The sequence below is a fragment of the Sphingobacterium suaedae genome (genome assembly GCF_042684625.1).
GTDB classification, from domain to species: Bacteria; Bacteroidota; Bacteroidia; order Sphingobacteriales; family Sphingobacteriaceae; genus Sphingobacterium; species Sphingobacterium suaedae.
The window spans coordinates 227,322-254,079 of the sequence record NZ_JBHULR010000005.1 but is presented as its reverse complement, the minus strand read 5'-3'; the positions used below and the strand labels follow the sequence as shown (position 1 = coordinate 254,079).

Annotated in this window: 23 protein-coding genes; 13 read left to right on the top strand and 10 right to left on the bottom strand. The window is 42.1% G+C overall.

Annotated features, from left to right (window positions below):
* Positions 1 to 92: 92 nt before the first annotated feature.
* Positions 93 to 1,409, top strand: coding sequence for a DNA recombination protein RmuC (locus tag ACFSR5_RS13850; protein WP_380904770.1), 1,317 nt, complete (start codon positions 93 to 95; stop codon positions 1,407 to 1,409).
* Between the two features lie 39 nt (positions 1,410 to 1,448).
* Here the strand turns inward: ACFSR5_RS13850 and ggt are convergent, their stop codons facing one another.
* The gene (gene ggt, locus ACFSR5_RS13845) at positions 1,449 to 3,143 is read right to left on the bottom strand and encodes a gamma-glutamyltransferase (protein ID WP_380904768.1); all 1,695 of its coding nucleotides are present in this window, start codon (positions 3,141 to 3,143) and stop codon (positions 1,449 to 1,451) included.
* A gap of 223 nt (positions 3,144 to 3,366) precedes the next feature.
* Between ggt and ACFSR5_RS13840 the strand changes: the two genes are divergently transcribed.
* Positions 3,367 to 4,128 carry an endonuclease/exonuclease/phosphatase family protein gene (locus ACFSR5_RS13840; RefSeq protein WP_380904766.1) on the top strand — a complete coding sequence of 254 codons (762 nt, stop codon included), beginning with the start codon at positions 3,367 to 3,369 and terminating at the stop codon, positions 4,126 to 4,128.
* 47 nt (positions 4,129 to 4,175) lie between these two features.
* Here ACFSR5_RS13840 and ACFSR5_RS13835 read toward each other — a convergent pair whose 3' ends face one another.
* The 3 genes from ACFSR5_RS13835 to ACFSR5_RS13825 form a co-directional block, all read right to left on the bottom strand.
* Positions 4,176 to 4,502, bottom strand: coding sequence for a nucleotide pyrophosphohydrolase (locus tag ACFSR5_RS13835; RefSeq protein WP_380904764.1), 327 nt, complete (start codon positions 4,500 to 4,502; stop codon positions 4,176 to 4,178).
* Positions 4,503 to 4,516: 14 nt separating this feature from the next.
* Complete coding sequence (dtd, locus tag ACFSR5_RS13830; RefSeq protein ID WP_380904762.1) at positions 4,517 to 4,975, bottom strand: D-aminoacyl-tRNA deacylase; 459 nt, start codon at positions 4,973 to 4,975, stop codon at positions 4,517 to 4,519.
* A 293-nt stretch (positions 4,976 to 5,268) separates the two neighbouring features.
* Positions 5,269 to 7,656 (bottom strand): TonB-dependent receptor, encoded by a 2,388-nt coding sequence (locus tag ACFSR5_RS13825; protein WP_380904760.1) that lies wholly within the window; start codon positions 7,654 to 7,656, stop codon positions 5,269 to 5,271.
* A gap of 389 nt (positions 7,657 to 8,045) precedes the next feature.
* Here ACFSR5_RS13825 and ACFSR5_RS13820 point away from each other — a divergent pair, with 389 nt between their 5' ends.
* The 3 genes from ACFSR5_RS13820 (at position 8,046) to ACFSR5_RS13810 (ending at position 11,186) form a co-directional block, all read left to right on the top strand.
* Complete coding sequence (locus tag ACFSR5_RS13820; protein WP_380904758.1) at positions 8,046 to 9,215, top strand: amidohydrolase family protein; 1,170 nt, start codon at positions 8,046 to 8,048, stop codon at positions 9,213 to 9,215.
* Between the two features lie 171 nt (positions 9,216 to 9,386).
* Complete coding sequence (locus ACFSR5_RS13815; protein WP_380904756.1) at positions 9,387 to 9,671, top strand: acylphosphatase; 285 nt, start codon at positions 9,387 to 9,389, stop codon at positions 9,669 to 9,671.
* Positions 9,672 to 9,716: 45 nt separating this feature from the next.
* Positions 9,717 to 11,186 carry a lipopolysaccharide biosynthesis protein gene (locus tag ACFSR5_RS13810; RefSeq protein WP_380904851.1) on the top strand — a complete coding sequence of 490 codons (1,470 nt, stop codon included), beginning with the start codon at positions 9,717 to 9,719 and terminating at the stop codon, positions 11,184 to 11,186.
* Positions 11,187 to 11,236: 50 nt separating this feature from the next.
* On the opposite strand, the gene dusB is transcribed toward ACFSR5_RS13810, so the two are convergent.
* Entirely contained in the window at positions 11,237 to 12,232 is a 996-nt protein-coding gene (gene dusB / locus ACFSR5_RS13805; RefSeq protein ID WP_380904754.1) for a tRNA dihydrouridine synthase DusB, read from the bottom strand.
* 93 nt (positions 12,233 to 12,325) lie between these two features.
* Positions 12,326 to 12,895, bottom strand: a complete 570-nt coding sequence (locus tag ACFSR5_RS13800) for a DNA-3-methyladenine glycosylase I (protein WP_380904752.1) — start codon at positions 12,893 to 12,895, stop codon at positions 12,326 to 12,328.
* A gap of 62 nt (positions 12,896 to 12,957) precedes the next feature.
* Between ACFSR5_RS13800 and ACFSR5_RS13795 the strand changes: the two genes are divergently transcribed.
* The 8 genes from ACFSR5_RS13795 to ACFSR5_RS13760 all read left to right on the top strand — a co-directional run bounded on the left by ACFSR5_RS13795 (position 12,958) and on the right by ACFSR5_RS13760 (position 22,056).
* A complete protein-coding gene (locus ACFSR5_RS13795) occupies positions 12,958 to 13,878 on the top strand; it encodes a DUF4271 domain-containing protein (RefSeq protein ID WP_380904750.1) in 921 nt (306 codons plus the stop codon).
* A gap of 11 nt (positions 13,879 to 13,889) precedes the next feature.
* Positions 13,890 to 14,657 carry a uroporphyrinogen-III synthase gene (locus ACFSR5_RS13790; RefSeq protein ID WP_380904748.1) on the top strand — a complete coding sequence of 256 codons (768 nt, stop codon included), beginning with the start codon at positions 13,890 to 13,892 and terminating at the stop codon, positions 14,655 to 14,657.
* A 561-nt stretch (positions 14,658 to 15,218) separates the two neighbouring features.
* Positions 15,219 to 15,908 carry a hypothetical protein gene (locus ACFSR5_RS13785; RefSeq protein WP_380904746.1) on the top strand — a complete coding sequence of 230 codons (690 nt, stop codon included), beginning with the start codon at positions 15,219 to 15,221 and terminating at the stop codon, positions 15,906 to 15,908.
* A 46-nt stretch (positions 15,909 to 15,954) separates the two neighbouring features.
* Positions 15,955 to 17,256, top strand: coding sequence for a T9SS ring complex lipoprotein PorK/GldK (gene porK / locus ACFSR5_RS13780; protein ID WP_380904744.1), 1,302 nt, complete (start codon positions 15,955 to 15,957; stop codon positions 17,254 to 17,256).
* Positions 17,257 to 17,283: 27 nt separating this feature from the next.
* A complete protein-coding gene (porN, locus tag ACFSR5_RS13775) occupies positions 17,284 to 18,408 on the top strand; it encodes a type IX secretion system ring subunit PorN/GldN (RefSeq protein ID WP_380904742.1) in 1,125 nt (374 codons plus the stop codon).
* 70 nt (positions 18,409 to 18,478) lie between these two features.
* Complete coding sequence (porL, locus tag ACFSR5_RS13770; RefSeq protein WP_380904740.1) at positions 18,479 to 19,291, top strand: type IX secretion system motor protein PorL/GldL; 813 nt, start codon at positions 18,479 to 18,481, stop codon at positions 19,289 to 19,291.
* A 31-nt stretch (positions 19,292 to 19,322) separates the two neighbouring features.
* Complete coding sequence (porM, locus tag ACFSR5_RS13765; protein ID WP_380904738.1) at positions 19,323 to 20,855, top strand: type IX secretion system motor protein PorM/GldM; 1,533 nt, start codon at positions 19,323 to 19,325, stop codon at positions 20,853 to 20,855.
* A gap of 334 nt (positions 20,856 to 21,189) precedes the next feature.
* Positions 21,190 to 22,056, top strand: coding sequence for a cupin-like domain-containing protein (locus ACFSR5_RS13760; protein ID WP_380904736.1), 867 nt, complete (start codon positions 21,190 to 21,192; stop codon positions 22,054 to 22,056).
* A 114-nt stretch (positions 22,057 to 22,170) separates the two neighbouring features.
* On the opposite strand, the gene trpC is transcribed toward ACFSR5_RS13760, so the two are convergent.
* The 4 genes from trpC to trmD form a co-directional block, all read right to left on the bottom strand.
* Complete coding sequence (trpC, locus tag ACFSR5_RS13755; RefSeq protein ID WP_380904734.1) at positions 22,171 to 22,962, bottom strand: indole-3-glycerol phosphate synthase TrpC; 792 nt, start codon at positions 22,960 to 22,962, stop codon at positions 22,171 to 22,173.
* A gap of 31 nt (positions 22,963 to 22,993) precedes the next feature.
* Positions 22,994 to 23,569 (bottom strand): anthranilate synthase component II, encoded by a 576-nt coding sequence (locus ACFSR5_RS13750; protein WP_380904732.1) that lies wholly within the window; start codon positions 23,567 to 23,569, stop codon positions 22,994 to 22,996.
* Positions 23,570 to 23,824: 255 nt separating this feature from the next.
* The gene (locus tag ACFSR5_RS13745) at positions 23,825 to 25,228 is read right to left on the bottom strand and encodes an anthranilate synthase component I family protein (RefSeq protein WP_380904730.1); all 1,404 of its coding nucleotides are present in this window, start codon (positions 25,226 to 25,228) and stop codon (positions 23,825 to 23,827) included.
* A 369-nt stretch (positions 25,229 to 25,597) separates the two neighbouring features.
* A complete protein-coding gene (trmD, locus tag ACFSR5_RS13740) occupies positions 25,598 to 26,275 on the bottom strand; it encodes a tRNA (guanosine(37)-N1)-methyltransferase TrmD (RefSeq protein ID WP_380904727.1) in 678 nt (225 codons plus the stop codon).
* Positions 26,276 to 26,758: the final 483 nt, after the last annotated feature.

The window sequence follows — 26,758 nt, the reverse complement described above, 5'->3', positions numbered from 1 at the left end:
GTAGGTAAATGTGATTTACGGAGATGGATGAGGCTGTGCTTCTCCCGAGGCGGTCCTTCATCTTGTTTTTTGTTCATTCAATAAATTAAGCTATGGAAATATTGTTGTTGATCATCATTGGCGTTCTTGTGCTCGGAATCCTTTATTTGATGCGAGCGAATGGACAGGGCGTTAGCAAAAGTATGATGGAGCAAGCGCTTGCAGAGCGGAATGACGCGTTATTGGAGCTGGCTCGTTTGCGCGAACGGGAACGTTTACTGAGCGAATCAAAAGAAAGTGTGGAGCGTGCTTGGGATAAGGAACGGCAAGAACGGGTTGCTGTGGAAAGAACACTAGAGAGCACTCATGCGTTTCTTCAGGCACAACAAGAGAAATTTCAAGCTCAAGAACAAGAAATAACCAAACTACGGGCACAATTTCATTTGGAATTTCAACACATGGCTAACGCTATCTTAGAAGAGAAAACGGAGAAATTTACGAGTGTTAACCAACAACAAATGGAGCAAATTTTGACACCATTGAAGGAACGGATAAAGATGTTCGAAGAAAAAGTGGATCGCACATATCAGCAGGAGTCTGCAGAACGTCATGTGCTAAAAGGAGTGGTGGAACAGCTGATGCAACAAAGTCTACTCATCAGGGATGAGGCAAATAATCTGACCAAAGCGTTGAAAGGGGATTCAAAAAAACAAGGTAATTGGGGAGAGATTATTCTGGAACGGGTGTTGGAACGATCGGGTTTGGTAAAGGACCAGGAATATTCATTGCAAACGGTTTTTCGAACGGATGATGTACGAAAAATTCCCGACGCGATTATATTGCTTCCGGAAGATAAACATCTGATCGTGGATTCGAAAGTATCGTTGACAGCGTACGAACGATGGGTAAATGCAGAAGAGGAAAATGAGGAAGCAGACTATTTAAGACAACATGTGCAATCTATTGAAAGTCATGTGCGCGAATTGTCTGCCAAGAACTATCACGATCTGTATGGTATACATTCTCCAGATTTCGTGCTGTTGTTTATGCCTATAGAGTCTGCGCTAAGTGTCGCTGTGCGCGAAAAACCCGATTTGTTTTCGGATGCATGGGATCGGCGTGTGGTTATAGTGAGCCCATCTACATTGCTGGCGACCCTACGGACCATTGCCAGTATATGGGTGCAGGAGCGGCAGAATAGAAATGTATTGGAAATTGCGAAAGAAGCCGGAGCGTTGTATGATAAATTTGTTGGCTTCCTATCAGATATGCAGCAAATTGATATCCACCTGCAGCGGGCGGCGGAGAAACAGCAAGATGCCATGAAGAAACTATCGACTGGTCCGGGAAATGTCATCCGGAAAATCGAGAACCTCAAAACGCTTGGAGCCAAGGCGAATAAACAAATCGATAGCCGTTTTCTTGAGTAAAAATATAAAAACAGCTATCTCATGACGAGATCGAGCTTACTAATATCCAGCCGCGAAGTCGTCTCCTCTCGGGTCTGCGCCGGTTTGCCGTTTTCCATTCGGGAGGATGATAATGTTTTCCATACGACCGATAGAACCACGTTTGTAGAGTGTATATCCATCTTTTTCGAGGCTATGACGTACGGAATCACTGATGGCTCGCTGCTCTACATCAATACGGTCTGGTTGCCACTGGTGGTGAAAGCGGGGGCTGCTGACCGATTCTTGGGCGTTCATACCAAATTCCAAAACGTTCAGTATGCCTTGAAATACCGAGGTAATGATCGTAGATCCTCCGGGGGTTCCAATCACCATTTTGAGTTTGCCATCTCGCTCGATAATCGTGGGAGACATCGCACTAAGCATACGTTTTCCCGGTTCAATTGCATTGGCTTTGCCTCCAATAAGTCCGTACAGATTGGGTGACCCCGGTTTTGCAGAGAAGTCATCCATTTCGTTGTTTAAGAGGAAGCCGGCGCCACTTACCCATACGCAAGAACCATACGATCCATTTAACGTGGTTGTTAGCGATACGGCATTTCCTTCTTTGTCCACAATACTGAAATGTGTTGTCTCTTCCGATTCATAGCCGGGAAATACAGCCGCTTTAACGGCGCTGCTCGGCGTTGCTTTGGACAGATCAACGCCAGCCATGCGATCTTGATTTAGTTTCCTGTCGGTTAGGTAGTCAACGGGCACTCGGTAGAAATCAGGGTCGCCCAAATGCGTTGCCCGGTCAGCATAGACACGCCGTTCCGCCTCAACCATAACCCGAACGGTACTGTCGGACTGAAATCCCCATTTTGCCAGGGGATAGGGCTCCACAGATTGCAATAGCGAAAGGAGGGCTATCCCTCCGCTGGAAGGGGGAGGCATGGAAATCAACTTATAAGCTTTGTAGGTGCCGACAATTGGCTGACGCCAGATGGCCCGGTAGTTGGTGAGATCGGCATGCGAAATAATTCCGTTTCCGCGTTTCATTTCCTGAACGATGAGGTCGGCTGTTTCCCCTTTGTAAAATCCATCGCGTCCCTGCAGAGCAATGCGTTTTAATGTATACGCCAGCTCTTGTTGACTGAACACATCGCCTTCTTGCCAAGGCACGTTTCGGATGATAGCTATACCCGGAGCATTCAACGCTGCAAATTTTTGCTGATAGTGATTGAATTCGTTGGCCTGCCGTTTCGTGATCTCGAAGCCGTGTTGCGCGAGCTCAATCGCGGGATGGAGCAATTCAGCCCAGGGTAGGGAGCCATATTTTTGGTAAGCTTCTTCCATGCCGGCAACGGTACCCGGGACACCCGCGGCAAGTTGACCATATAAGCTGAGATCTGTGATCGGATTGCCGTCTTCATCGAGGTACATATCGCGAAAAGCCTTTTGCGGTGCTTTTTCCCGAAAATCTAAGGAAGCTACCTCACCTTTACTGCTGCGGTAAACCAAGAAGCCGCCGCCGCCGATATTTCCGGCATTTGGATACACCACAGCCAATGCGAACTGGACGGCTATCGCTGCATCAATCGCATTTCCTCCTTTTTTCAGTATATCCACACCGACCTGTGAAGCAATAGGATGTGCCGTGACAACTGCGCCGTGGTCAAACTCCTTTACTATGGAAGCGTGGCGCTTGACAGATTGTACAGTACAAGAAGTGACTAAAAAGAAGACAATAAAGAGTCCGGAAAATAGTTTCATAAAGTAAACTTAGAAAATTTGAATTTCTATCGCAAATTCGAAGGTCTCGTACAGGAAATATAAAAATGTACAGGTGGAGAAACAAAATTAGTTTGTATCTTCGGTTGTCAATCGACCAACACCGGTTCGTAACGGTGTTTAATTGAAAAGCACGGCATGCTCCCTGTTTCTATAGACGGCATGCGCATCGAAGAAAGACGCATACTAAAAGAATGGATCTGTTATGAATAAAATTTTTTTGACGCTCGTATTATCCTTATGTCTGGTTGGGCTTTATGCACAGTCGATACGAATTCTATCCTATAATATCCACCATGGAAATCCTCCGGCGGAAAGCGGCAAGATCGATTTACAAAACATCGCACGGATTATTACCGAATCAAAAGCGGATCTGGTCGGTCTTCAGGAAGTCGATGTGCGTGTTTCCCGTTCACAACTGATAGACCAGGCGAAGGAATTGGCTGCACTAACAGGGATGTCGTACTTCTTTTCGAAAGGTATCGACTTAGAAGGTGGGGAATATGGCACGGTAGTTCTTTCAAAGCATAAAATTGTCGGAAACAGACGCTATGATTTGCCTATGGCCGTCGCGAGCGAAAATCGATCGTTGGCCGTCGTAGATGTTGAGCTTCCGGGTGGTAAAGTTATCTCTTTTGCGAATACACATTTGGATTTGAAGGAGGAAAATAAATTGGTGCAAACGAAATATATTACTGAACTTGGTGATTGGTACGATCGTCCCTTCATCTTGGTCGGCGATCTAAATGCGCGTCCCGATAGTAAACCCATACAGATTCTAGAGGAATACTTCGTACGGAATACAAAGACAAACGGTCCCACCCATCCGAACACCAAAGCGACAGGTGAAATCGATTATATTATGGTTGGCAAGCACACCCCATTCCGGTGGACGGCCTACAAAACATTGCCTGAAAGTACGGCATCTGATCATCTCCCTTTATTTGCAGAAATTACATTGGACTAGTAGTAAGCGCATTGTGGTCGCGTGATGTATGGTAAAATAAGGAGCGATTATTTTAGCTTTTCATTGTTTTTATGCCGGTCGGCATCCCGAATAGATTTTTTTTCTAGGTTTTTTTCTAAAGCTTCTGTCAAATCTATGCCGGTTTGATTGGCTAAACACATCAGAACAAATAGCACATCAGCCATTTCGTCGGCTAAGTTGACTTCCGTATCTGATTTTTTGAATGATTGCTCGCCGTATTGTCTTGCCATGATACGGGCCACTTCTCCCACTTCTTCCATTAAAATAGCGGTGTTGGTTAACTCATTAAAATAGCGTATTCCTGTCGTTGTGATCCATTTGTCGATGATCTGCTGTGCTTCTAGTATAGTCATGATTGTTGTAGTCCTTAGTGGTTTTCTTTATCTTTTGTGTTCATCACAATGGTTACCGGGCCATCGTTGCGTAAGTCAATCTTCATATCTGCTCCGAAAACTCCAAGCTTGATTTGCGTCCCGAGTAGATCGGACAAGCGGGTGGCCATGTTGATGTACATAGGTTCGGCGTAACTTGGTTTTGCCGCCCGAATGAACGAAGGCCTATTTCCTTTTTTTGTTTGCGCAAAAAGGGTAAATTGAGATATTAAGAGGATGTTTCCTCCGACGTCTTGTACGGATTTATTCATTAAGCCGGCTTCATCAGAAAATACGCGGAGATTAACGAGTTTCTGGGCTAGCCATTCCAAATCTTCCGTTGTGTCTTCTTCTTCGACGCCAAGTAAGACCAAAAGGCCTTGTTCGATTTTTCCGGTGCATGTATCATCAACCATGCAGGCCGCATGCGATACGCGTTGTACAACAGCTCTCATCGTAATATTTAACGGTTATATGCCAAAAATAGAAATAAGGATTTTGTAAACAAAGCGATTCCATACCGCTAAGCTTCCATTTCTACCTATTTTTGTGACGATTGTCTTTCTTGCCTAGCGTGGATGTCACCTCTACCTCCTGCGTCCTCACCGTCATGATGATTGGTAATGCACCATCGTAACCCGTGCGTGACGCAGGAGAGTAAGGTTGATAACATTGTTGTGTAATTTGGCCTAGCGATAGGGGTGTGCGCTAACTCTTCTTTTTAGTCGTCTATGTTTCATTTCTAGTCTTAATTAAACCGGATGTTTAAGCCTAAAAGAAAGTTGGTTTCGGCCTGTGGATAGTAAACGTTCCCAAACAGGAGGCTCCCATCAGATTCTGAGATTCCGCCGTAGCTGTAACCGTTCGACTCATATTTTTCATTGAAAATATTGTTGATAGCTAGGTTTGCATCTATATTTTTGATTCCCCAGATCGTAAAATTATACCTCATCCGTAGATTGTTAATGAAGAAAGCATCGATGCTCCGATCTTTAGCCTGCGTGTTGTCCAAGAATTGACGGGAAACGTATTTACTGGCTAAACTGAGCGTGAATGCGTTTATTGGAGAATAAGATAATTCATTAGATAATACAACGGCAGGAGAGAAGGAGATTGTCGTTGATTTATATAAGCGTTCCACTTGTGGAGCGCCCGTGTCTTCCCAGTTTTCGTCCAAGATGCTCAAAAATTCTGTGTAGTTTTTAATTTTATTTTGGCTCAGGCCTGCGGTTGCTCGCCAGTTGAACTGCTGAGTGACCTGCCATGCGCCATCTAGTTCTAATCCGATACGATAGCTGTCAGGCACATTTTCTCGTATCACGGCTCCGACGTCATTGATCTCTCCCGTACGGATTAACTGATCCTTGTAGAACATACCGTAGGCATTTACACCCAGGTTCACCTGTTGGTTCCGTAAGCGGTAGCCCACTTCGATATCGTGCATTTTTTCGGGTTTGGGTCGAGCATTGGCAGACGATTCGACATAATCGTCGCGTACCGGCTCCTTATTTGCAAAAGCATACGAGGCATAGATATTGGCGGCCGGCGACAAAAAATAGGTGGTACCGATTTTCGGGTTGAAAAAATGGTGTTTTACATTAATGTCTGCCAGCTGTTGGTTATGGTTATACCCTTCAAAAGTATAGTCTACGAAACGGTACTGTAAGTCTGCGTACACATGTGCGGCGCCAAACTTGCCATCCCATTTGCCGTAGATATTGGCGTCATTTTTCTCGGCATCGTTAAAATAATATTTATCCCCTAAGCGACTGGTCGAAGCATATTGCGCCCAAATAATTTCTCCGTAATGATCGCCGCGGTACTGGTTGGCCGCACCGCCCAGCGTGAGGTTTTGATTTTCATTTAGCTTATGGTTCAGCGAAAATACGGTGCCATAGAAATAATTATCTAACCACCGACGACGAACGAGATCCGTTTTTTCGACCATAGCTCCTCCGATTGAGGCAGGGGGAAGATTATAGCTATTAAGTTCTTGTGCCTCTTTGTATTCTTCGTAATATCCTTTGCCCCGTGTGTAATGTAAGGCTACATTCAACGTTGTATTTTCCGATGCAAAATAATTATAATGTAGGTGGTGGTGTGTTTGCGTATAATTATCCGTTTGATTGTCATAGGTGAAACCATTGTAACGGCGGTTTGTTTCCAGCATATCTTCTGGGACACCATCCCAAGCTTGGTAGGTCTTCTCTTTTCCCGAGAAAATCGTCGCTTTTAGATGGTGTTTTTTTCCGTAATAACCTCCATCGACGTAGAAAGACTGGAGATCGGATGTGGCGCGGTCGATGTATCCGTCCGAAGCGATACGTGATAAGCGTGCATTGAAGGCATATCGATCGTTAATTAGTCCTGATCCCGCCTTGATCGTGTTTTTCCAGGTGTTGTACGATCCGAAAGTGTTGTTGATTTCGGCGTAAGGGGCGGTTTCCAGGGCATCCGTTTGTATATTGAGCGATGCGCCGAATGCGCCGGCGCCATTGGTAGACGTGCCTATACCACGCTGTACCTGTATGCTCTGTGTACTCGATGCAAAGTCGGGCAGGTTGACGAAGAAAGATCCCATACTCTCTGCATCGTTTAACGGTATGCCATTGAGTGTAACATTGATGCGTTGGTTATTCGATCCACGGATAGTCATATTGGTGTAGCCTATCCCTGCACCTGCATCCGATCCAACAACAACAGACGGAGTTTGATCAAGCAAATAAGGAATATCCTGTCCCAAGTTTGTTCGTTGAAGCTCGTCCTTGGCTATGTTTTTGAACGTCGTGGCCGAGTTGTCCGCAGCGCGTGTTGCCATCACAAAAACCTCGCCGGTAAGTCGGCTGTCCGAATGTAGGTAAGCATTGATGATGGGCTGCTGAATCGGATCAACGCGCTTACTGTAGCGACCATATCCCACGTATCGGATAGATAAATCGGAAGGTTGAGGTGCGATATTCTCGAATATCGCTGTACCTTTTTGATCCGTAGATTTTGTTTGGCCTTGATACAAAACCGTGGCGCCTTGAAGTGGCGCATGGTTGTTGTCGAAGACATGGACAGTCACACGTTGCTGTGCAAAAGAACTGAAGCCTAGTAGCAAGGCTACGAAGGTTGTTGTTACCTGTTTTAGCATAATTAAATAATCGTATTTTTTATAGTTAAACCTACTGTAGCCAGGGGTAGACGACAGCCATTAATTTAACCAACCTTTCCCTACGCCAGCATTATCTGGATCAGGTGCGTCCCGGAATAAAACGGAACTGGGTATAATCTCAGCCTGTGTTTGTGTTTAAAAACAAGGCACCCCTTTCGATGCCGCAAAAATAGACATTAATTTGGTAAACACAAATTGTCTGTTTTATTTAAAATATTTTGAATAAAATTTTTAACTAATGAAATTTGTTGTTCTTTGAATAAAAATTATAAATTAGCAGATGTATTTTTAAGAAATACTTTTACGGACGAGATCATGGCTCCATTTTTGATTTCTTTTAAGTATCACAAAATTAGTTAAGTAGGGAGATGAAGTACATTTCAGCGAGTATTGTTGTACCTGTTAGGGGCAACTTTATAAAAAATGGTGTCGTAGCGATTGACAATTCGGGTATGGTGACGGGCGTTTACGAAGAGGATGATCCGGTTGTTCAATCGGTAAAGACAGAGTTCTACGAAGGTGTGCTCGTTCCTGGATTTGTGAATGCACATTGTCATATTGAGCTGTCGCACATGAAGGAGAAGACGAATCGTCATACTGGGCTGCCTACCTTTCTCTCCGAGGTTATGAAAATGCGCAGGGCAAGTGAGAAGGAGATCGTTGCCAGCATGGAAGCCGCAGATAAACAGATGTACGAACGAGGCATTCAAGCCGTGGGCGATCATGTCAATACGGAAATCTCGGCGACCCTTAAAACGCGGAGCAAGATTATTTACCACACCTTTGTGGAGGTCATGGCGATGGTAAAAGAGGACATACAGCCGCGTATTGACCGTGCACGCGACATTGAATTCTTTTTTGAGCCTGACTTTGCCTCGATCACGCCACACGCTCCATATTCCTGTTCGAAGGACTTTTTCAAGGCTTTACGCAAAATGATCGGAGAAGATAACCTCTTGAGTATACATAACCAAGAGAGTGAAGAGGAGAACAAACTATTCCGTTATAAAGAGGGCGATTTTTTGGATTTTTACAAAGAGATGGGGTTAAATGCGGATGCGTTTAAAGCGCAGGCAAGAAACTCGGTGCAGTCTTATTTACCCCACCTTCCCAGAAATAATAAGCTTATTCTAGTACACAATACGTTTACATCGTTGAAAGATTTGGACTTCATTAACAGACAGGGACGTGATGTGTTTTTCTGTATATGCCCGAAAGCAAACCTATACATTGAAAATCGGCTGCCTAAGATCCTTAACTTTATTCCAGATCAGGACCGGATGGTTATTGGTACGGACAGCTTGGCTTCAAATGATACATTGGACATGTTAGAAGAGATGAAGGTGTTGGTAGACAGCTTTGACCATTTAGATTTTTTGCAAATTTTGCAGTGGGCTACTTGGAACGGAGCAGAAGCTCTGGGATTATCGGATGTTTTGGGTTCAATCGAGGTGGGAAAACGTCCCGGTTTGATTTTATTGGAGCAGATGAATAATTTACGACTGACAGAGAAAGTCGTGTCACGGAGAATTATCTAATCTCCGGAAATCAGTATGTTGTCCATGATGTTGCGTTGTTGTTCATGGGCGGATAGTGTACGTGACTCTGTTTTTCACCCGGTCTCTATTATTTTCTATAGGGTCCCATTCTTCCTGGTGAAACATAATAAGATTTCATTTTGAAGGAAATCTTCTCTAAGTTTGCTTCGTATGAAGAGACATTTCAATATACAGGTCAGCGGAAAGGTTCAAGGTGTGTATTTTCGAGCTACATGCAAGGCAGTGGCCGATCAACTAGGCGTAAAGGGCTTTGTCGTTAATCAACCCGATGGTGGTGTATACATAGAGGCGGAGGGCGATGATTTCGCCCTGGAATCTTTGCTGGAATTCTGCGAAGAAGGCCCGGAGCATGCCATTGTTGAGGCTGTTGATGTGCAGGAAGGTGAATTGAAAAGCTTTCGTAATTTTGAGGTGATTAAAAGAATACAAGCCTAATTTTTTTTCAATTTGTCAGTACTGAAGAAATTTGCTGGGCAGACCATGATTTATGGCCTGAGCACAATTATAGCACGGCTGCTATACTTTGTGATGACTCCCCTGTACGTCCTTAAATATCCGCCGGCTTCTTACGGTATATTTACGCATATGTATGCTTGGGCTTCCATGATTAATGCAATACTTGCATTTGGGATGGAAACAACATTCTTTAGATTCCTTCAGAAAGTTGAAGAGAGAGACAAACACAAGGTCTTTAATAATAGTTTGATTGTAATTGCCGTATTAGCGACGCTTTTTTTTGTATCAACTTTTGTTTTTGCTGGTTCTGTCGGTTCCCTGCTGAACAAAGGGGAATATAGTCCAGACTTCGAACGATATGTGAAATATTTTGCGTTGATATTGGGAATGGATGCTTTGGCCATTGTGCCTTTTGCTAAACTCCGCGCGGAGGGCAGACCGTTTCGATTTGGAGCCATAAAATTGGCGAATATCAGCGTTATGATAGTCCTAAATTTGTTTTTCATCGTGCTCGTTCCCTATTTGATTCATCAGGGCGGGGCACTCGGAGACTGGTGCCTACGATGGTACCGGAACGAATGGATAGGCTATGTATTCATTTCCAATATCGTAGCTAGCGCAGTTACACTTCTATTGCTTTTGCCGCAACTGAAAGGTTTTTCTTTTAAACCAGAGAAGCAATTGATCCTAAAAATGCTGTCGTATAGTTTTCCTATTTTAGTAGCAAATGTCTCCTATATCATCAACGAAAACTTAGATAAAATTGTCCTTCCAATGTATCTGCCAAAGGATATCGGAGATCGGGATCTCGGCATATATGGTGCGGTCGGAAAATTGGCTATGTTCCTGAGTATTTTTGTGCAAGCCTTTCGACTAGGCGCCGAACCATTTTTCTTTTCTTATGCAAAGAACGCAAATGCGAAGAAAACCTATGCTTTAATTATGGAGTATTTTGTTATCGCGATGATGTTAGTAATGCTTGGCATTACGGCGAATATCGATTGGCTTAAATATTTTATAAAAGGAGATATAGCCACGCGTGAATTATACTGGTCTGGCCTTTTAATTGTCCCGCTTTTGCTATTCAATTATGTATTGCTGGGCATTTATATGAACTTATCCGTCTGGTATAAACTTTCTGATCAGACGCGTTATGCGTTATACATCTCATTGATCGGCGCGATTATCACTATTGTAGCCAATTATTATCTGATTCCAAAATACAGCTATGTAGGGGCGGCAATTGTCACATTCCTTGCCTATTTTTCGATGGTTGTGCTCTCGTATATCTGGGGACAAAAGAATTACCCTATACCTTATAAATTGGGGAAGATCCTGCTGTATATCGTCGTGGGCGTCTTATTTTCTTATTTATCTTATTTCGTCTTCGAACATCATATCCTTATCGGAAACGGTTTATTGCTGCTGTATACCGGTGGGGTCTTTTTAATCGAACGAGGTCAGCTAAAACTGTTTCTGAAAAAAAGTAGGTAAAAGAGTCCGCTCCAGAGACATGTCGGCAGGAACGGAATCATTCTTTCGGATTATACCATTTCGGAAGCAAAATGGTGCTCTATTTCATGCAGCACGTCTAGGATTTCGTCTTGCGTTTGAAGGCTAACAAGTTTCATTCGGTGCTCCTTGAAATTTGGGATTCCCTTAAAATAATTTGCATAATGCCGACGCATCTCGAAAATGCCAAGTTTGTCACCTTTCCATTCGATGGATTTTAGTAAGTGTGTTTTGCAAACTTCCACACGCTCCGCAATTGTCGGACCCTGAAGGCGTTCGCCCGTATGAAAGAAATGTTTAATTTCTCTAAAGATCCAGGGATAGCCAATGGCCGCACGGCCAATCATAATGCCGTCCACTTCATATTCTTGTCTCCATGCCGCAGCCTTTTCCACAGAATCTACGTCGCCGTTACCAAAGATAGGGATTTTGATGCGGGGGTTGCGCTTGACATCACGGATCATAGACCAATCTGCTTCTCCTTTATATAATTGTGCACGGGTACGTCCATGTATAGCAAGTGCTTTGATGCCCACATCTTGCAATCGTTCGGCAACTTCATATACATTTTTGGTGTTATCGTCCCATCCGAGACGGGTTTTGACGGTGACAGGTAAATGTGTTGCTTCGACGACAGCTTTGGTCATGGCGACCATTTTATCGATATCTTGTAACAGCGAAGAACCAGCTCCTTTGCAGACTACTTTTTTGACAGGGCAGCCGTAATTGATGTCGATTAGATCAGGATTTGCTTTCGTGCAAATAGCAGCCGACTGCCGCATGTTCTCGATATCACCACCAAATATCTGTATCCCGATGGGTCGTTCATATTCAAAAATGTCAAGTTTTTGCACAGATTTAGCGGCATCGCGAATTAATCCTTCAGAGGAAATAAATTCGGTATACATTAAATCAACTCCATTTTGTTTACAGACATATCGGAACGGAGGATCACTAACATCCTCCATAGGAGCCAATAACAGTGGAAACTCACCCAAATCAATATGTTCGCCAATCTTAACAGCCATCTTTCCAATTTTTTACAAAGGTACAAAAAATTGAAGAGTTGTGATTCCGCCCTAGTTTCTACAGTTGGACTGGTTTCTGCATTTGGATACCTGCTAATTTTTAAAAGTACAGTTATCCAGGTGATCATTGACCATACCTACAGCTTGCATAAACGCGTAACAGATAGTCGTTCCGAAAAATTTTATGCCACGCTTCTTTAAATCTTTTGCGATGCGGTCGGAAATTTCGGTATGAGTCGGAGCGGAGCGTAAATCTTTTAGTGAATTAGTCATGGGTTCGCCATTAGGCATGAAGGTGTACAGATACGCGAAGAAAGATCCAAATTCTTTCTGTATTTGCATAAATACTTGTGCATTCTGAACGGTGGCCTCAATTTTACCGCGGTGTCTTATGATGTCTGGATTATGAACTAATTTTTCGATTTGCATGGGGGTAAACTCTGCTACTTTTTTATAATCGAAATTGGCGAACGCTTTGCGGTATCCCTCACGACGTTTTAAAATGGTTATCCAGCTGAGTCCCGCTTGCGCCGACTCAAGTACGAGGAATTCAAACAATACCGCGTCATCGGTGACTGTTTTCCCCCATTCCTCGTCGTGGTACCGCATGTACAATTCGTCATTACCACACCAAGGGCACCTTACAATTTGAGTTTGGTCCATGTTTTTGCTTTTTAGCTTGCTAATATTATTCTAACTTTACAGCCAAAGTAAGGATTTTTCGTATGTATCGAATCAAAAGTATTGTTCTCAGCGGCTTTTTTTGTTTGCTGGTGTCGTTCGGCTTTGCGCAAGCAGATTCAACGGAGCGGGTCCAACAGGCGCAGCAAGCTGTTGCATCAGAGCGAGATTCGTTTAATTACGTATTTCCTCCGCCGGATCGCCCCAATCAGCTCCTTGATCGGTTTTTAGCTGTCGTCCAGGCGCAAAGTATTAATCCGATGCAAATGATCGCACAATTGTCTAAATCGTCGGGTCACACTGATAGCCAGCAAGGTTACCTGAAAAATGCGCGACCGGCATGGGTTTTATTGGTTGTTTTCCTGCTTTTTTTATCGGTCGCTATCGTACGATTGCTATTTCCCGCAGACTTTGCCCGTATCGTACAAGCGTATTTTCACGAACGCACGTTGCAACAGGTGAGTAAGGAGGACAACATGTTGACATCTTGGCCCTACATATTCCTTTACCTGATATTCAGCCTGGCGTTGGGGCTATTCATTGTACTGGTCGAATCATCCTTCGTCCGTTTGGACCTTTTGAGTTGGGATAACTATCTTCGAACGGCGTTGGTGGTCGCGTTTCTTTTCATTGTAAAAATTCTCTTAATTCGATTTATTTCTTTTGTGTTCGAAATAGACAGGCTTGTCAGAGAGTATATTACGGTGCTCTATTTGGTTTACTTTAACAGCATGTTATTTTTGATGCCGTTTTTATTGCTTGTAACATTTTTGCCTACACAGTTCTTTAAATTTGTGTTAATTTTATTTACAGTAGTCGTGTGTATGCTGTTCATCTATAGGTTTTTGAGGACGGCTTTGCGGCTTTTCGGAAATCTAAAGTTTTCAATATTTTATTTAATTCTGTATCTTTGCGCACTTGAAGTAGCGCCGATCTTGATATTGGTTAGAACATTGAGCAATTAAAAAAATTGAATATGCAAGTAGATGTAGCAAGAGCCAAGAAGGTAAAGAGTATTTTAGTTACCTTGCCAAAACCTGAAAATGATAAGTCCCCATATTTTACTTTGGCAGAAAAATACAACTTGAAATTAGATTTTAGAGGATTCATCCATGTAGAAGGTGTGTCGGCTAAAGATGTGCGCAAAGAAAAAATCAATTTTGCCGATTTTTCCGCGGTTATTTTCACGAGCAAAAATGCGGTGGACCATTTCTTCAGGGTGTGTGAAGAGATGCGTTACGAGGTCTCCTCGGAGATGAAATACTTCTGTATTTCAGAAACGATTGCTCTTTATCTACAAAAGTATATTCAGTACCGTAAACGCAAGATATTTTTTGGTAAACAAACGGCTAAAGATCTAGAAGAAGTGCTCAAAAAACATAGTAAGGAGAAATTTCTATTTCCTTGCTCTGATGTGGCCAATGAAGAAACGCAAAAGTGGTTACAGGATAACGGATATGATTTTACGCCGGCGGTGTTATTTCGTACCGTGATTAGTGATATTAAGGACTTAGAAAATGTATTTTACGATGTGATCGTTTTCTTTAGTCCGTCCAGTGTACAATCGCTGTATGAGAATTTTCCTGATTTTAAACAAAACAATACACGTGTTGCCGCTTTCGGCGCCAGCACGCAACAGGAGTTGTTGAAGCATGATCTTATTTTAGATATTCCTGCTCCTACACCAGAAGCACCAAGTATGACCATGGCGGTAGAACAGTATATCAAGCACGTTAATAAATAGGGTTTGCTATTTGTCGCCTTATATATAGTATGAGGCGACTTCTTTTGCAAAATAACTTTTGCTTTTGTTTAACCAGTAGGCCCATCTATATGCCGACAACTTCGGTTTTTTAGTTAATTAGACAAAAAACGTTCCCATTAACTTCTCTTTCTCTCCTAGTACTTATTCCCTTCCGCCTCATTTTGCATTATGAAACGTCTGTTACGGAGAAGTTAACAATAATGCAGTTTTAATATATATTGGATCGTCCCTTTTCACTATTATTATTCTTATTAGTACGTTGTAATTTAGATTCTTTTCTTTTAGTAATAATGTGTAGCGCAGCAAAATAGTAGTAACCTAAATCTTCTGTTATTTCATTGGTGGTTTGCAGCTACACTTCTTTTTTTTCTTATTCGATTTACATTGTACTTTTTTTTGGTCATTGTATGGTCAATTTTGGCAGGATTCTTGCCTCGTTATAAACCGATATTTTTCGGCTTAATGATAGCGCCTATGAAATCAACAGCCCTAAACTGGTCAAATTTGTAATGAAATGTTTTGCCAACAAGAATTCTTAATATGAAAAACTCAATTTTTTTTTTACTGATATTCAGTATCTGTGGTTTTAAATCCGTACATGCACAATTCTCCCGTCCCATTAGTGTCGGCATTGGAGGGGGAACTACGATTAACCTGACAGATTTAGCTAATGTTGAAGCTAAATTTGCGGGCAGTATTGATGTTGATGGCCTTATTACGCCCTTCATTTCAGCGGGTGTTCATGCCGAAAAAGGTATTCTAAGCGGAAATGGATATGACAGTAATTTCAAAAATGATTATTATGCGTTTAATGCTAATGCAAAGGTCCGACTTGGGACGTTTATGTCTTTACCGGACAACTATAGCTACTACAGTTTGCAAGCCGGTACGTTTCACAAGATTCTCTCCAATATATATGTAGGCGCGGGTGCCGGCGTAATGAAGAATAACATCGAAAATACCATTTCTACTTTGTATTCCGATGCTATTACTGCTAATGGAGGAGAGATTTCTGAAGATTTAGATAGTTGGCATTTTCTGGTTCCGTTAAATGTTGGTGTGGATATTCCTTTTGGTAGAGGATTATACGGCCCACAATGGGCAATCAATGTAAATTACCAACACACACTGACAACAAACGATAATCTGGATGGTGTAATTAACAGTAAAAAGGACCATTATGGTTATATTTCCTTAGGTGTAAAGTATGCTTTGTTTCAAAGGAACTGATATCTGGCTCGGGTTAATTAACGTAATACTATTATACTATTAAGCAATGAAAAATATGAAAGTAAAGTTCCTAAATTATATGTACATACCCGCATTATTAACATTAACACTCGTTGTTTGGGGATGTAGTTCGTCGAATAATTTTTATAAAGCTCCTAAGGTGTCAGCATTTAAGGGAGGTAAATTACCAGCCCCTCCTGGAATGGTTTACATACCCTCGGGAACGATTTTGTTTAAAGGTTCTTTAGACAGCGGAAATGTAGGGAAGAACGTAAGTTTAAGTGCATTTTTTATTGATGAAACCGAGGTGACAAATAAGCAATATCGCCAATTTGTGAACTGGGTTGCCGATTCAATCGCGGTTACTGATTACTTACAAGATGATCAATATTTTCTGGATGTCGCAAGCGAAGATGGTGAAAGGAGAAGAATTAATTGGAAGAAAATAAAAAGAATTTCTCCGATCTGGAGGAGCTCTGATCCTTCAATAGTGGAAAAAATAACCCCTATGTTAGAGCTTAAAGGTAGTGTGCGCTCATTAAATCCAGAGGTAGTAAAGTACCGCTTTTCTTACCTTAAAGCAAAAGGAAACATGAAAAAGGAATATGTTACGGAATCAGTACCCGTTCTTATTGCAGAAGATATTTGGTCAAAAGACTTTCCTAATTCTCAGTTAACTTCGCTAGATGCGAATTATTTTACTCATCAATCATTCGATTATTACCCTGTAGTTGGTGTTACATGGAGACAGGCACGGGCTTACTCTGATTGGAGAGGAAAAGAGATGATGGCAAATTTAATGAAAAATTCCTATTTGAGTGGTTATCAACTGACTTTCAGCCTTCCTACCGAAGCGCAATGGCAATACGCCGCGGGAGGTAGAATAGACGCAAGAGACACCGTCGCAGGTTCTCAGCTTACTATCGATGGTGATGATGGCAAAGAGAAACTTGCCGTAAATTATAAACAAGGAGAGGGGACATATTCGAGAGATGGAGCTACGTTTACACTGCCCGTAAAATCCTACATAGCAAATAAGTTCGGTCTTTACAATATGGCGGGTAATGTGTCTGAATGGACATTAGATGCATATAGCCCATCGGCAGTCGCATTTGTTAATGACTTAAACCCGGTTCTGCTTTATGATGCGGACGAAGACGATGCTGATGCTTTGAAGAGAAAAGTCGTACGCGGTGGTTCCTGGAAGGATAACGGCGAGCAATTGAATAGCGATACAAGAAACTATTCGGTAGATTATGAACCTCATTCATACATCGGATTCCGTTGTGTGATGTCTGCATTCGAGCTCCCTGCGGCTCAAAGCAAAACCCGCAAATATCAAAATTAGTCTAGGTACGAATTAAAGATTGTAAAAATGAAAAATTGGATGATGATACTGGCGATGTCTACAGTTATTTCTACTGTAGCCGCCCAAAATATTGACACAATACCAGTAAAAACTGATACGGTACTGGCTGTTTTGGAGACCACAGCAGACAGTGTCAGTGGCGATATTTTAGCAGATACTATTCCCACTACTGACGGATTTTACCAAGTCAATAATTTGGAAGATGCGGTACCGTTTGCCTATCCTCAGGTAAATCTTAAAAACATTAGATTTTACAAGCGAGTGTGGCGTGATATTGACCTGAAGGATGAGCGAAATTTTATCTATGCCATTCCGGGCAACTCTCTGATGGAAGTGATTATGAAAGGGATAGAAACAGGGAAATTAACTCCATATAATCCTGAAGACGATTCTTTCAAAGGTAGACTTTCCGCACGTGAGGGTATGGCACGATTTGCAGATTCTGTGTTGGTGCCGATTTTTGATGATGAGGGAAATCAAATAGATTCCAGAATGACGTTAAATGAATTTAACCCTGCAAAAGTAACCAAATTCAGAATTAAGGAAGATATATTCTTTGACAAACAAAGAGGAAGGCTGGAGACTAGGATTATCGGTGTAGCTCCTCTCATGGATATTACGACATCATCCGAACTGGCAACCTCTGTAGGTTCGACACCGGCGTTTTGGCTATACTTTCCTCAATTGAGGTATAGCTTGGTCAAGGTCGATATCTCAGATCCGGATAGAGGACTTTATGACATGACTATGGATGATCTTTTTGTACAACGTAAATTTGCAAGCAGTATAGTTCGTGAATCTTCCCCCGGAATGCTTCAACAGGCACTATATGCCGAAAATGATAGCTTACAGACGAATAACTCGGAGTCTATGGAAGACAAACTTGAAGCCTACAAAAAGAAATTGTGGTCAGCTCCAAAAGGAATCAAAGCCGAAAATTTAGAAGGATACGAACAGGATCTGCAACGAGAAGAAGAGGAAAGAAAGCAAAAGGAGCAGTTTGAGCAAGGGCGTCAGATTAACCAGTCTCAGGAGCATCAAATAGAAGAATTGTTGGAAGAACAGCAACAAAATAGCGAAGGCACGGAGCCTCCTGTTAGTAATGAACAGCAGGAAAATGAAAACCTGTAAGAAACACAAGTAGAAAAATCCATTTTTTTGAACCCATAAAATCTAGAAATTAAGTATTCAAATTTACATTATGAGTAGAAAGAAAGACAATTCAAGGTGGCTGCATGTAGCCATTTCTTGGGGAGCAAGTATCGTCATCGTTGGTGTATTGTTCAAAATTCTTCATATAGGAGGAACTACAGCGAATTATATGATTGGATTAGGACTCACCGTAGAGGCTGTGCTATTCTTCTTGATGGGCTTCACTCCACCTCCGAAAGAACCTGACTGGAGTCGGGTATATCCTGAACTAGACGACAATTATCAGGGCGAGTTGCCGGTTAGATCTATGCAAGCAGTGGCGTCCATCCAAGGACCATCAGCAACGGCATCATTGGATAAAATGTTCTCTGAATCTAAAATTGAGGCAGAAATGATTGAAAACCTAGGAAAAGGTCTTAGAGATTTTGGTGAAAAAGTTTCGGCTATTAATAAGATTACGGATGTTTCCCTCGCAACGGATGAATTTACTGAGAAACTTCGCTCCGCTTCGTCAAAATTTGATAATTTGAGCGCTACGTTTGAAAAAGCGTCGGCGAATCTAGCTGCTATGTCGAATACTAATGCTGATACAGCCAGTTACCACGAGCAGGTTCGGAAGCTAACATCTAATTTAACTCAATTGAACAATTTGTATGAAAAAGAACTGCATGAATCGGCTTCTCATTTGCAATCCATGAGCGGCTTCTATGAAAATCTAAGTCATACCATGAAAAACTTCAATGAGTCTCTTGACGACTCCAAAGCATTTAAAGATGAGGTAAACAAATTGGCTAAAAATCTAAACGCACTTAATGCAATTTATGGTAATATGTTGAGCGCTATGAACCAACCTCGAGTTTAATTCAACCAAATTAAATTTTAAAATATAAAATATGGCATTAGGAAGAGAGACGCCTAGGCAGCGGATGATTAACATCCTCTACCTCGTATTACTTGCTTTACTTGCACTAAACGTACCTGATTCAATATTAGATGCCTTTAAGAATATCAATAACAGTTTAGAGGTCTCTAAATCAAATGTAAACAATTCTGTTCAGCAGCTATTTACAGCATTTGAGAGCACAAAATTGAAAGATGAACCGGATCGAGCGAAGCCTATTTATGATAAGGCAAAACAGGCTCAATCAATTATCCAGGACCTTAATCAATATATCAATGGAATAAAGGAAGAATTTGTACAGCAGGGCGGCGGATATGATGAAAAAACTGGAGACTTGCAAGCTCGCGAAAATGAGGATATAGCTCCTAATTTAATGATTAATGGGAAGAAAGGAGTCGAGTTAAAAGAAAAAATTAACAGTACAAGGAACAAACTGATAGGATTGCTGACTCCGGACCAACAGAAATCAGTTTCTTTCTCATTGGAAGCAAATAATCCCGAAAAACCAGTTAATGGAAAACGTACTTGGGAGGAAATTAACTTTGGGAGCGGAACCCCGTTGACAGCAGCGATGACTATTCTTACGAAAATTCAGACTGATGCCCAAAACGCCGAATCGGATGTTGTAAAGCTTATTCTGGGGGAGATGGATCAAGCCGTAGTAAATCTGGATAAATTTGCGGCCGTCGCGGTCGCCCCGACATCTTATTTGGTACAAGGCCAACCTTATTCTGCCGAGGTTTTTTTGACAGCTTCTGATTCTAAGTCCCAGCCTTCAATAACCGTTAATGGAGCTAATTTGGAAATTGTTGACGGTAAGGGTATTTATAAGGCCCCGACAAGCAGGGAAGGGATATTCACTTGGTCAGGTATAATTAAGGTAAAACAAACAGATGGTAGTATTAAAGAGTACCGTACCCCTCAACAGACCTATCAGGTAGCAAGACCGTCAGCGGTAGTTTCTCCTGACAAAATGAACGTCTTATATATAGGAGTAAATAACCCTATTTCAGTCTCGGCTCCTGGAACACCTACCGATAAAATTAAGGTGAGTATGAGCGGGGGAAGTATAAGTGGATCTGGGGGTAAATACAACGTAAAAGTACAATCACCAGGAACGGCAAAAATTTCAGTGTCGGCGGAAGTAGCGCCTGGAAGAAGCCAAATTTTAAGTACGACGGAGTTTCGTGTTAAACGTATTCCTGATCCAATAGCGCAGTTTGCCGGAAAAACCGGAGGTGCGATGGCCACGGTAGCTATAAAAGCTCAAAATGCGATTTTTGCAAAGTTAAATAACTTTGACTTTGACGCGTCTTTTAAGGTTACCAAATTTTCTTTGATTATTGCGAAACCTCGAGCGGATGCTATCGTTCTTTCTACTTCAGGGAACCAACTTAGTTCTGCTATGAAATCAGCAATAAACGGTATCACACCGGGTTCTAGGGTTATATTTGATAACATTATTGCGGTAGGTCCTGATGGCTCGCCAAGGCAATTGAATGCGGTTGCTTTAACCGCTAATTAAAGAGGACAAAGGGCTATCTCTAATCAAATGGAGGTAGCCTTTTTGTTGGACCTATATTTATCAGTTTTTTGAGGTGTTTGGTGATTAACGATAAAAAGTTCAACTGAAGATGACTCTCAGAACGAGATCTTTCCGATGTGCCCATCTAGCCTAGGCAGCACGAGACTGCTAAGGGTGATGGATAATCCAAAATGTATTGGCGTTTATCATATGCTGTCCCATATATCCTATTAAATTTTAGTTATTTAGAAGCGGTAAAAATTAAGGGGAGTGGGGATACATTTAATAGAGATATTTTTTTAAGTTTGTAGTTAGTTGTTAAGCGTTAAAACTTGTGAAACTAAAACCAGTAAATAGCATATCAGGAGTTTCTCCCAAAGAGTTTGTCCGGGATTACCTCACAAAGGGGCAGCCTGTCATTATCAAGGACTTTATCAGTAAAGAAAGCCCTTGTTGGACGAAGTGGAGTTACAACTATTTCAAGGAAATAGCAGGTAATGAACAAATAGACGTTTATGGGCGGGAGGAGGAGTCGCAGAATCATGCGGCTAGCCCACCGATCGGACGCATGAGCTTTGGCGAATACTTGGATAAGATTCAGACGGAGCCAACAGAACTTCGATTGTTTTTATTCAATTTGATGAAATTGCGTCCTGAGCTAAAAAAGGATGTGATCTATAATGACGTGACGGGAGGAAAAGTATTACAGTGGCTTCCTTACATGTTCTTCGGAGGAGAGGGATCCGCGACACGAAATCACTTCGATATTGATATGTCGCATGTATTTATCTCTCAGTTTCAAGGAGCTAAGCGGATTTGGTTATTTCCAAATAGCCAGTCGGATTTAATGTATAAATTACCTTACAACTTCCACAGTATTGCCAATCTAAAGACGAGCAAACAAGCGGACTACCCAGGGTTGCAGTATTTGGACGGCTACGAAGCGGTCATTAATCCAGGAGATACACTATACATGCCTGCAGGTTGGTGGCATTACATACAATATGAGACAGAAGGATATTCCATTTCTGTACGTGCGTTAGCCAATTCGATCAGCGAAAAGATAAAAGGGGCGCGGAATTTATTTATCACCCGGCATTTCGACGATACCATGCGTAAAATTTTTAAAGACAAGTGGTTAGATTACAAAGTGGACGTGGCGAAAAAAAGAGCCGCTAAGGCTATCCGCCGGAGGAGTTGATCCGATAGCAGGAAAACAGTTTAGTTGCAAAAGGGAGTCTATAGAGTGCCGATAGAAAGTTTCTGACTTTTCGGAGGCATTGCATACACTCCCTTTCGTTTTAACTTGTAGCTACTAATTCACTTCTAGCTGTTTCACAAATGCCTGGATGGCTTTCGCCGGATCTGTCGTTTTCATGAAATTTTCACCGATTAAAAAGCCTTGGAATCCCGCTTTTTTCAGTTGCTGAATAGTAGTTGGTTCGGAGATACCACTCTCAGACACCTTTACAAAGCGATCCGGTATCCGATCAACGAGCGTATAGGAATGCTGAAGATCGACGACAAAATCTTTCAAATTTCGATTGTTTACTCCGATGGCATCAATGCTGTCAAAGATATTGGCATCCAATTCTTCTGCATTGTGAACTTCCAGTAACACATTCATTCCGAGTGACTTGGCGTACTCTGAAAAATGTTTTACCTCCGATGGTGTCAGGCAAGCGGCGATCAAGAGAATAATATCGGCGCCGTAGGCCTTGGCTTCAGCAATTTGATAGGTGTCTACAATAAATTCTTTTCGCAGGAGCGGGATCTGCAGTACTTCCCGGGCCGTTTGTATATCCGCCAAGGATCCCTGAAAAAAGTCTGTATCCGTGAGTACAGAAACGGCCGAGGCTCCGGCTGCTTCATAACCAAGGACAACGTCCTGAACACGGGATGTTCCATTTATTAAGCCTTTAGAAGGTGAAGCACGTTTGAATTCGGCAATGATCCCGTTGCGTTGGGGATTTTCCATGGATTCCTTAAGCGAATAGCATGTTCGCAGGAAAAGTGGGGATGCTTGCAATTGGGCAAGCGAAACGTTTGATTTCGCCAATGCTACTTCCTCTTTTTTTCTTGAAACGATTTTATCTAATATTGTCATGTGTGATCATCTAACATCTAGTTGTTTAACATCAATCTTTTAACCAGTTGGCAATTAATAGTTTCCCGTTGGAAGTTAACACGGATTCGGGATGGAACTGCATGCCACGGACGTCATATGTCGTGTGTGTTAATGCCATGATAACGCCATTTGGATCCTCCGCTGTAATTTTTAGGGAGGGAGGGAGGTTCTGTTTCTCTACGGCCCAGGAGTGATAGCGGCCGATCTTCGAATCTGTCGGAAAGTCTTGGAACAGTTTTTCTTCTGGATCCGTAACGATAATATCTGTTGCTACACCATGGAGCGGTTTGGGCATATTGTAGAGCGTGCCGCCGAATACTTCGGCAATTGCCTGCTGTCCAAGGCAGATGCCCAAGATGCTTTTAATTGGGGCGTAGGTTCGGATTACGTCCATTAATAGTCCGGCTTCCTCCGGGATCCCTGGCCCCGGAGAAAGCAAAATCTTATCATAAGCGTTTACCTCATCGATCGTAAATTTGTCGTTTCGCAACACGATATACTCCTGATCCAATTCTTGAAGAAGATGGACTAAGTTGTAGGTGAAAGAGTCGTAATTGTCGATGACTAATATTTTTTTATTGCTCATGGCCTGTCTGTTGTTCGTTAGTGTTGGCGTGTTTGTTCATTATGTCGTGAAACGTTTCCTGTAACGTGGAAAGGAATTTGCCTTGTTCCCGCGGAAGGTTTGGATTCTTTTCACTTTGATGCTGATTATCGTTCAATTCCTGCTGTTTTTTTAGATAAGATTCCCGAAGCGCAATTAGCTCTAAAATTCGGCAATCTATCGTATCTATCGAAGTTCTTATGTGCGAAATCGTTTCGCAATAAATGAGAGGGCGTATCATAGTGTTTCTGCTAGTTCGAGGGCCCGGCGAAGTGCCGCAATTTTGTTGTTTACTTCCTGAAGTTCTTTTTCCGGGTCGGAGTCCAAAACAATTCCTGCCCCCGCCTGGTAGTGCAATACGTTGCGCTTGCTCAGGAAGGAGCGTATCATAATGGCATGGTTGAAATCGCCATTGAAGCCCATGTATCCTAACGCTCCTGAATAGAAAGAGCGTTGAAGGCCTTCATAACGATCGATCAGCGTAAGTGCCATGTGTTTGGGAGCTCCAGAAAGTGTTCCAGCGGGGAACGTGTCGCCCACCACATCAAATGGATTGGCAGAATCGTGTAGCTTGCCAGATACTTTTGAAACCAAATGGATAATATGCGAGTAATATTGCGCTTCTTTATAAGATTTAACCTGTACACGGGTACAGTGTCGGCTTAGGTCATTGCGCGCCAAATCTACCAGCATCACATGCTCCGCGGATTCTTTCGGGTCATTTTTTAGCTCTTCAGCAATTTTTTCGTCGAGCTCCATGTTGCCTGTTCGTTTGAATGTACCCGCGATAGGATAGATCGTAGCTTCTCCTTTTTTTATGGTAAGTTGTGCTTCCGGAGACGAACCAAACAATTTAAAATCGCCATAATCAAAATAGAATAAATACGGGGATGGGTTTACCGAACGTAAAGCACGATATACATTGAATTCGTCGCCGGCAAACGGGGTAGAGAAGGCCCGTGACGGGACGATCTGAAAGACGTCTCCGCGCTGAATATGCTGTTTCATTTTGTTGACCAACGCTTTAAATTCATCATCCGACATATTCGATGTTTCATTTCCCTTTTGCTGGAAGCGGTATTCGGGAAAATTTTTGTTCTGGATAAGGTATTCCATACGATCCAGTTCCGATGGCTCGCCATCCAATAAATTCTCGAATATGTACAATTGATTGCGGAAGTGATCAATAGCGATGACATAACGGTATACATGGTACTGGAGATGTGGAATCTCGCGGGCACCATCGGCGGGAGTTATCAGGCTGATATCCTCGAAATGTTCAATGGTGTCAAATGTGAAGTATCCGAAGAGACCGGAAGAGATTACCTGTACGTCTGCCAACGCTGGCTGGGTAAACTGCTGGCGAAAGGTAGAAACCTCCTGACGTAGGTCTATATTTTTTGCATCCTTGTGTATTACCTCTTCTCCCGGATAAGCGATACGAAGTTGATCTTTCGTAAGCGTGATTCCTGCTATCGGATGGCAGCAGATGTAACTGATGTTGTTATCTCTGCTTTGGTATTCTGAACTTTCCAGTAATAAACTATTTGGAAAGGTGTCCCGTAAACGCAAATAAATGCTGACCGGTGTCGTTGTGTCTGCAAGTATTTTTCGGTAATTTGTTTTTAGCCTATATTGCATAAGTTATCAAGTCAAAGGTTATTTGTTACCTATCATTAATCCGTATTTTTTTTGTTCTACTTCATCAAGAACATTTATATCTTCTTCGTATCGTAGCATCATCCATATACATGTCTTTGACGCTATTGAAAACGTACATTTTCCATAAAAAAAAGCCCGACGTTAAAATCGTCGGGCCTACTTTCACAATGGTTTTGGTTGATTATGAATATTTTTATAACATACCAAATTCACTCCCGACGTTATTCATTTCGGGCCACCACCAGTTTGTATGTAGATTTCTTATTGTCATTTGTACACCACAAATTTATAATTATTTTTTGTTTATCAAACTTTTTTTGACAAAAAAACAAATTTCGGTCAGGATTCTTATTCATTCAGCAAATCTGGACGACGTTCCCTTGTGCGTTTTAGCTGTTGATCATCGCGCCAGGCAGCAATATTGGCTTCGTGACCACTGAGTAGCACGTCGGGTACTTTGTGGCCACGCCACTCGGCAGGTCTGGTATAAATGGGCGCATCGAGCAGGTCGTCCTGAAAAGAATCTGATAAGGCTGATGTTTCATCCGATAGTACACCGGGGATCAGTCGAGCGATGGCATCGACAAGTATAGCTGCGGGCAATTCCCCTCCCGAAAGCACATAATCGCCTACTGATATTTCTTTTGTAACAAAAACATCTCGTATTCGTTGGTCGATACCTTTATAATGACCGCACAAAATCATGATATTACCAGCAGAAGACAGAGTGTTCGCGATGTGTTGGTTGAGCGTGGAGCCATCGGGTGTCATGTAGATTACTTCATCATACGTTCTTTCGGCCTGTAGCTTTTCAATACATGCGGCGAAAGGTTCTATCTGCATAACCATGCCCGATCCACCCCCATACGGATAGTCGTCTACTGATTTATGCTTGTTATTGGCATAATCCCGCAGGTTGTGAACAACAATCTCCACCAGTCCTTTTTTCTGTGCCCGTTGCAGTATGGAATGGGCAAATGGGCTTTCCAACAAACCGGGTAATACCGTAATAATATCAAAACGCATGGTGCAAAGATAGAAAGTTTGTGTGTAATGTTCCGTGGTTTTCTCGACAGGAAGGAACTAAAGGTGGTGGATTTCAAGTCGGTCCGATTCGATCGGGAGCGAGGTAGGGATGGATTGTTACATTAGTATGTGTAACAATTGTATGAAATTCGATTTGTGTTTACAAAAAGCAGTTGGGATTTATGTTTTTATTTTTGAGGCATATACGGAATTATATTCTGTATTATTATGTAAATGTGAATAAAATGTTAAAAAATTACACTTTTCAAGTTTCTCAATTTTATTGGCTTTTTGTTTTGTTTTTATAGGGCAATGCTTGTTTTTCTTTGTAAAACTTGTAATAACAACTTTATGACTCTATATTTGCTTCCCTTATTGAAGACTTGACAATAAGCTACTACCCTTCTTATAATTCTATCTTATCAAAAGAAAATTTGGTAATGGGTCTGATGTCCTTTTTCGCCGATATTTCTTCTGATTCGT

Coding starts and splice junctions, on each gene's coding strand:
- ACFSR5_RS13850 (WP_380904770.1), top strand. CDS start 93: ATGGAAATATTGTTGTTGATCATCATTGGCGTTCTTGTGCTCGGAATC.
- ggt (WP_380904768.1), bottom strand. CDS start 3,143: ATGAAACTATTTTCCGGACTCTTTATTGTCTTCTTTTTAGTCACTTCT.
- ACFSR5_RS13840 (WP_380904766.1), top strand. CDS start 3,367: ATGAATAAAATTTTTTTGACGCTCGTATTATCCTTATGTCTGGTTGGG.
- ACFSR5_RS13835 (WP_380904764.1), bottom strand. CDS start 4,502: ATGACTATACTAGAAGCACAGCAGATCATCGACAAATGGATCACAACG.
- dtd (WP_380904762.1), bottom strand. CDS start 4,975: ATGAGAGCTGTTGTACAACGCGTATCGCATGCGGCCTGCATGGTTGAT.
- ACFSR5_RS13825 (WP_380904760.1), bottom strand. CDS start 7,656: ATGCTAAAACAGGTAACAACAACCTTCGTAGCCTTGCTACTAGGCTTC.
- ACFSR5_RS13820 (WP_380904758.1), top strand. CDS start 8,046: ATGAAGTACATTTCAGCGAGTATTGTTGTACCTGTTAGGGGCAACTTT.
- ACFSR5_RS13815 (WP_380904756.1), top strand. CDS start 9,387: ATGAAGAGACATTTCAATATACAGGTCAGCGGAAAGGTTCAAGGTGTG.
- ACFSR5_RS13810 (WP_380904851.1), top strand. CDS start 9,717: ATGATTTATGGCCTGAGCACAATTATAGCACGGCTGCTATACTTTGTG.
- dusB (WP_380904754.1), bottom strand. CDS start 12,232: ATGGCTGTTAAGATTGGCGAACATATTGATTTGGGTGAGTTTCCACTG.
- ACFSR5_RS13800 (WP_380904752.1), bottom strand. CDS start 12,895: ATGGACCAAACTCAAATTGTAAGGTGCCCTTGGTGTGGTAATGACGAA.
- ACFSR5_RS13795 (WP_380904750.1), top strand. CDS start 12,958: ATGTATCGAATCAAAAGTATTGTTCTCAGCGGCTTTTTTTGTTTGCTG.
- ACFSR5_RS13790 (WP_380904748.1), top strand. CDS start 13,890: ATGCAAGTAGATGTAGCAAGAGCCAAGAAGGTAAAGAGTATTTTAGTT.
- ACFSR5_RS13785 (WP_380904746.1), top strand. CDS start 15,219: ATGAAAAACTCAATTTTTTTTTTACTGATATTCAGTATCTGTGGTTTT.
- porK (WP_380904744.1), top strand. CDS start 15,955: ATGAAAAATATGAAAGTAAAGTTCCTAAATTATATGTACATACCCGCA.
- porN (WP_380904742.1), top strand. CDS start 17,284: ATGAAAAATTGGATGATGATACTGGCGATGTCTACAGTTATTTCTACT.
- porL (WP_380904740.1), top strand. CDS start 18,479: ATGAGTAGAAAGAAAGACAATTCAAGGTGGCTGCATGTAGCCATTTCT.
- porM (WP_380904738.1), top strand. CDS start 19,323: ATGGCATTAGGAAGAGAGACGCCTAGGCAGCGGATGATTAACATCCTC.
- trpC (WP_380904734.1), bottom strand. CDS start 22,962: ATGACAATATTAGATAAAATCGTTTCAAGAAAAAAAGAGGAAGTAGCA.
- ACFSR5_RS13750 (WP_380904732.1), bottom strand. CDS start 23,569: ATGAGCAATAAAAAAATATTAGTCATCGACAATTACGACTCTTTCACC.
- ACFSR5_RS13745 (WP_380904730.1), bottom strand. CDS start 25,228: ATGCAATATAGGCTAAAAACAAATTACCGAAAAATACTTGCAGACACA.
- trmD (WP_380904727.1), bottom strand. CDS start 26,275: ATGCGTTTTGATATTATTACGGTATTACCCGGTTTGTTGGAAAGCCCA.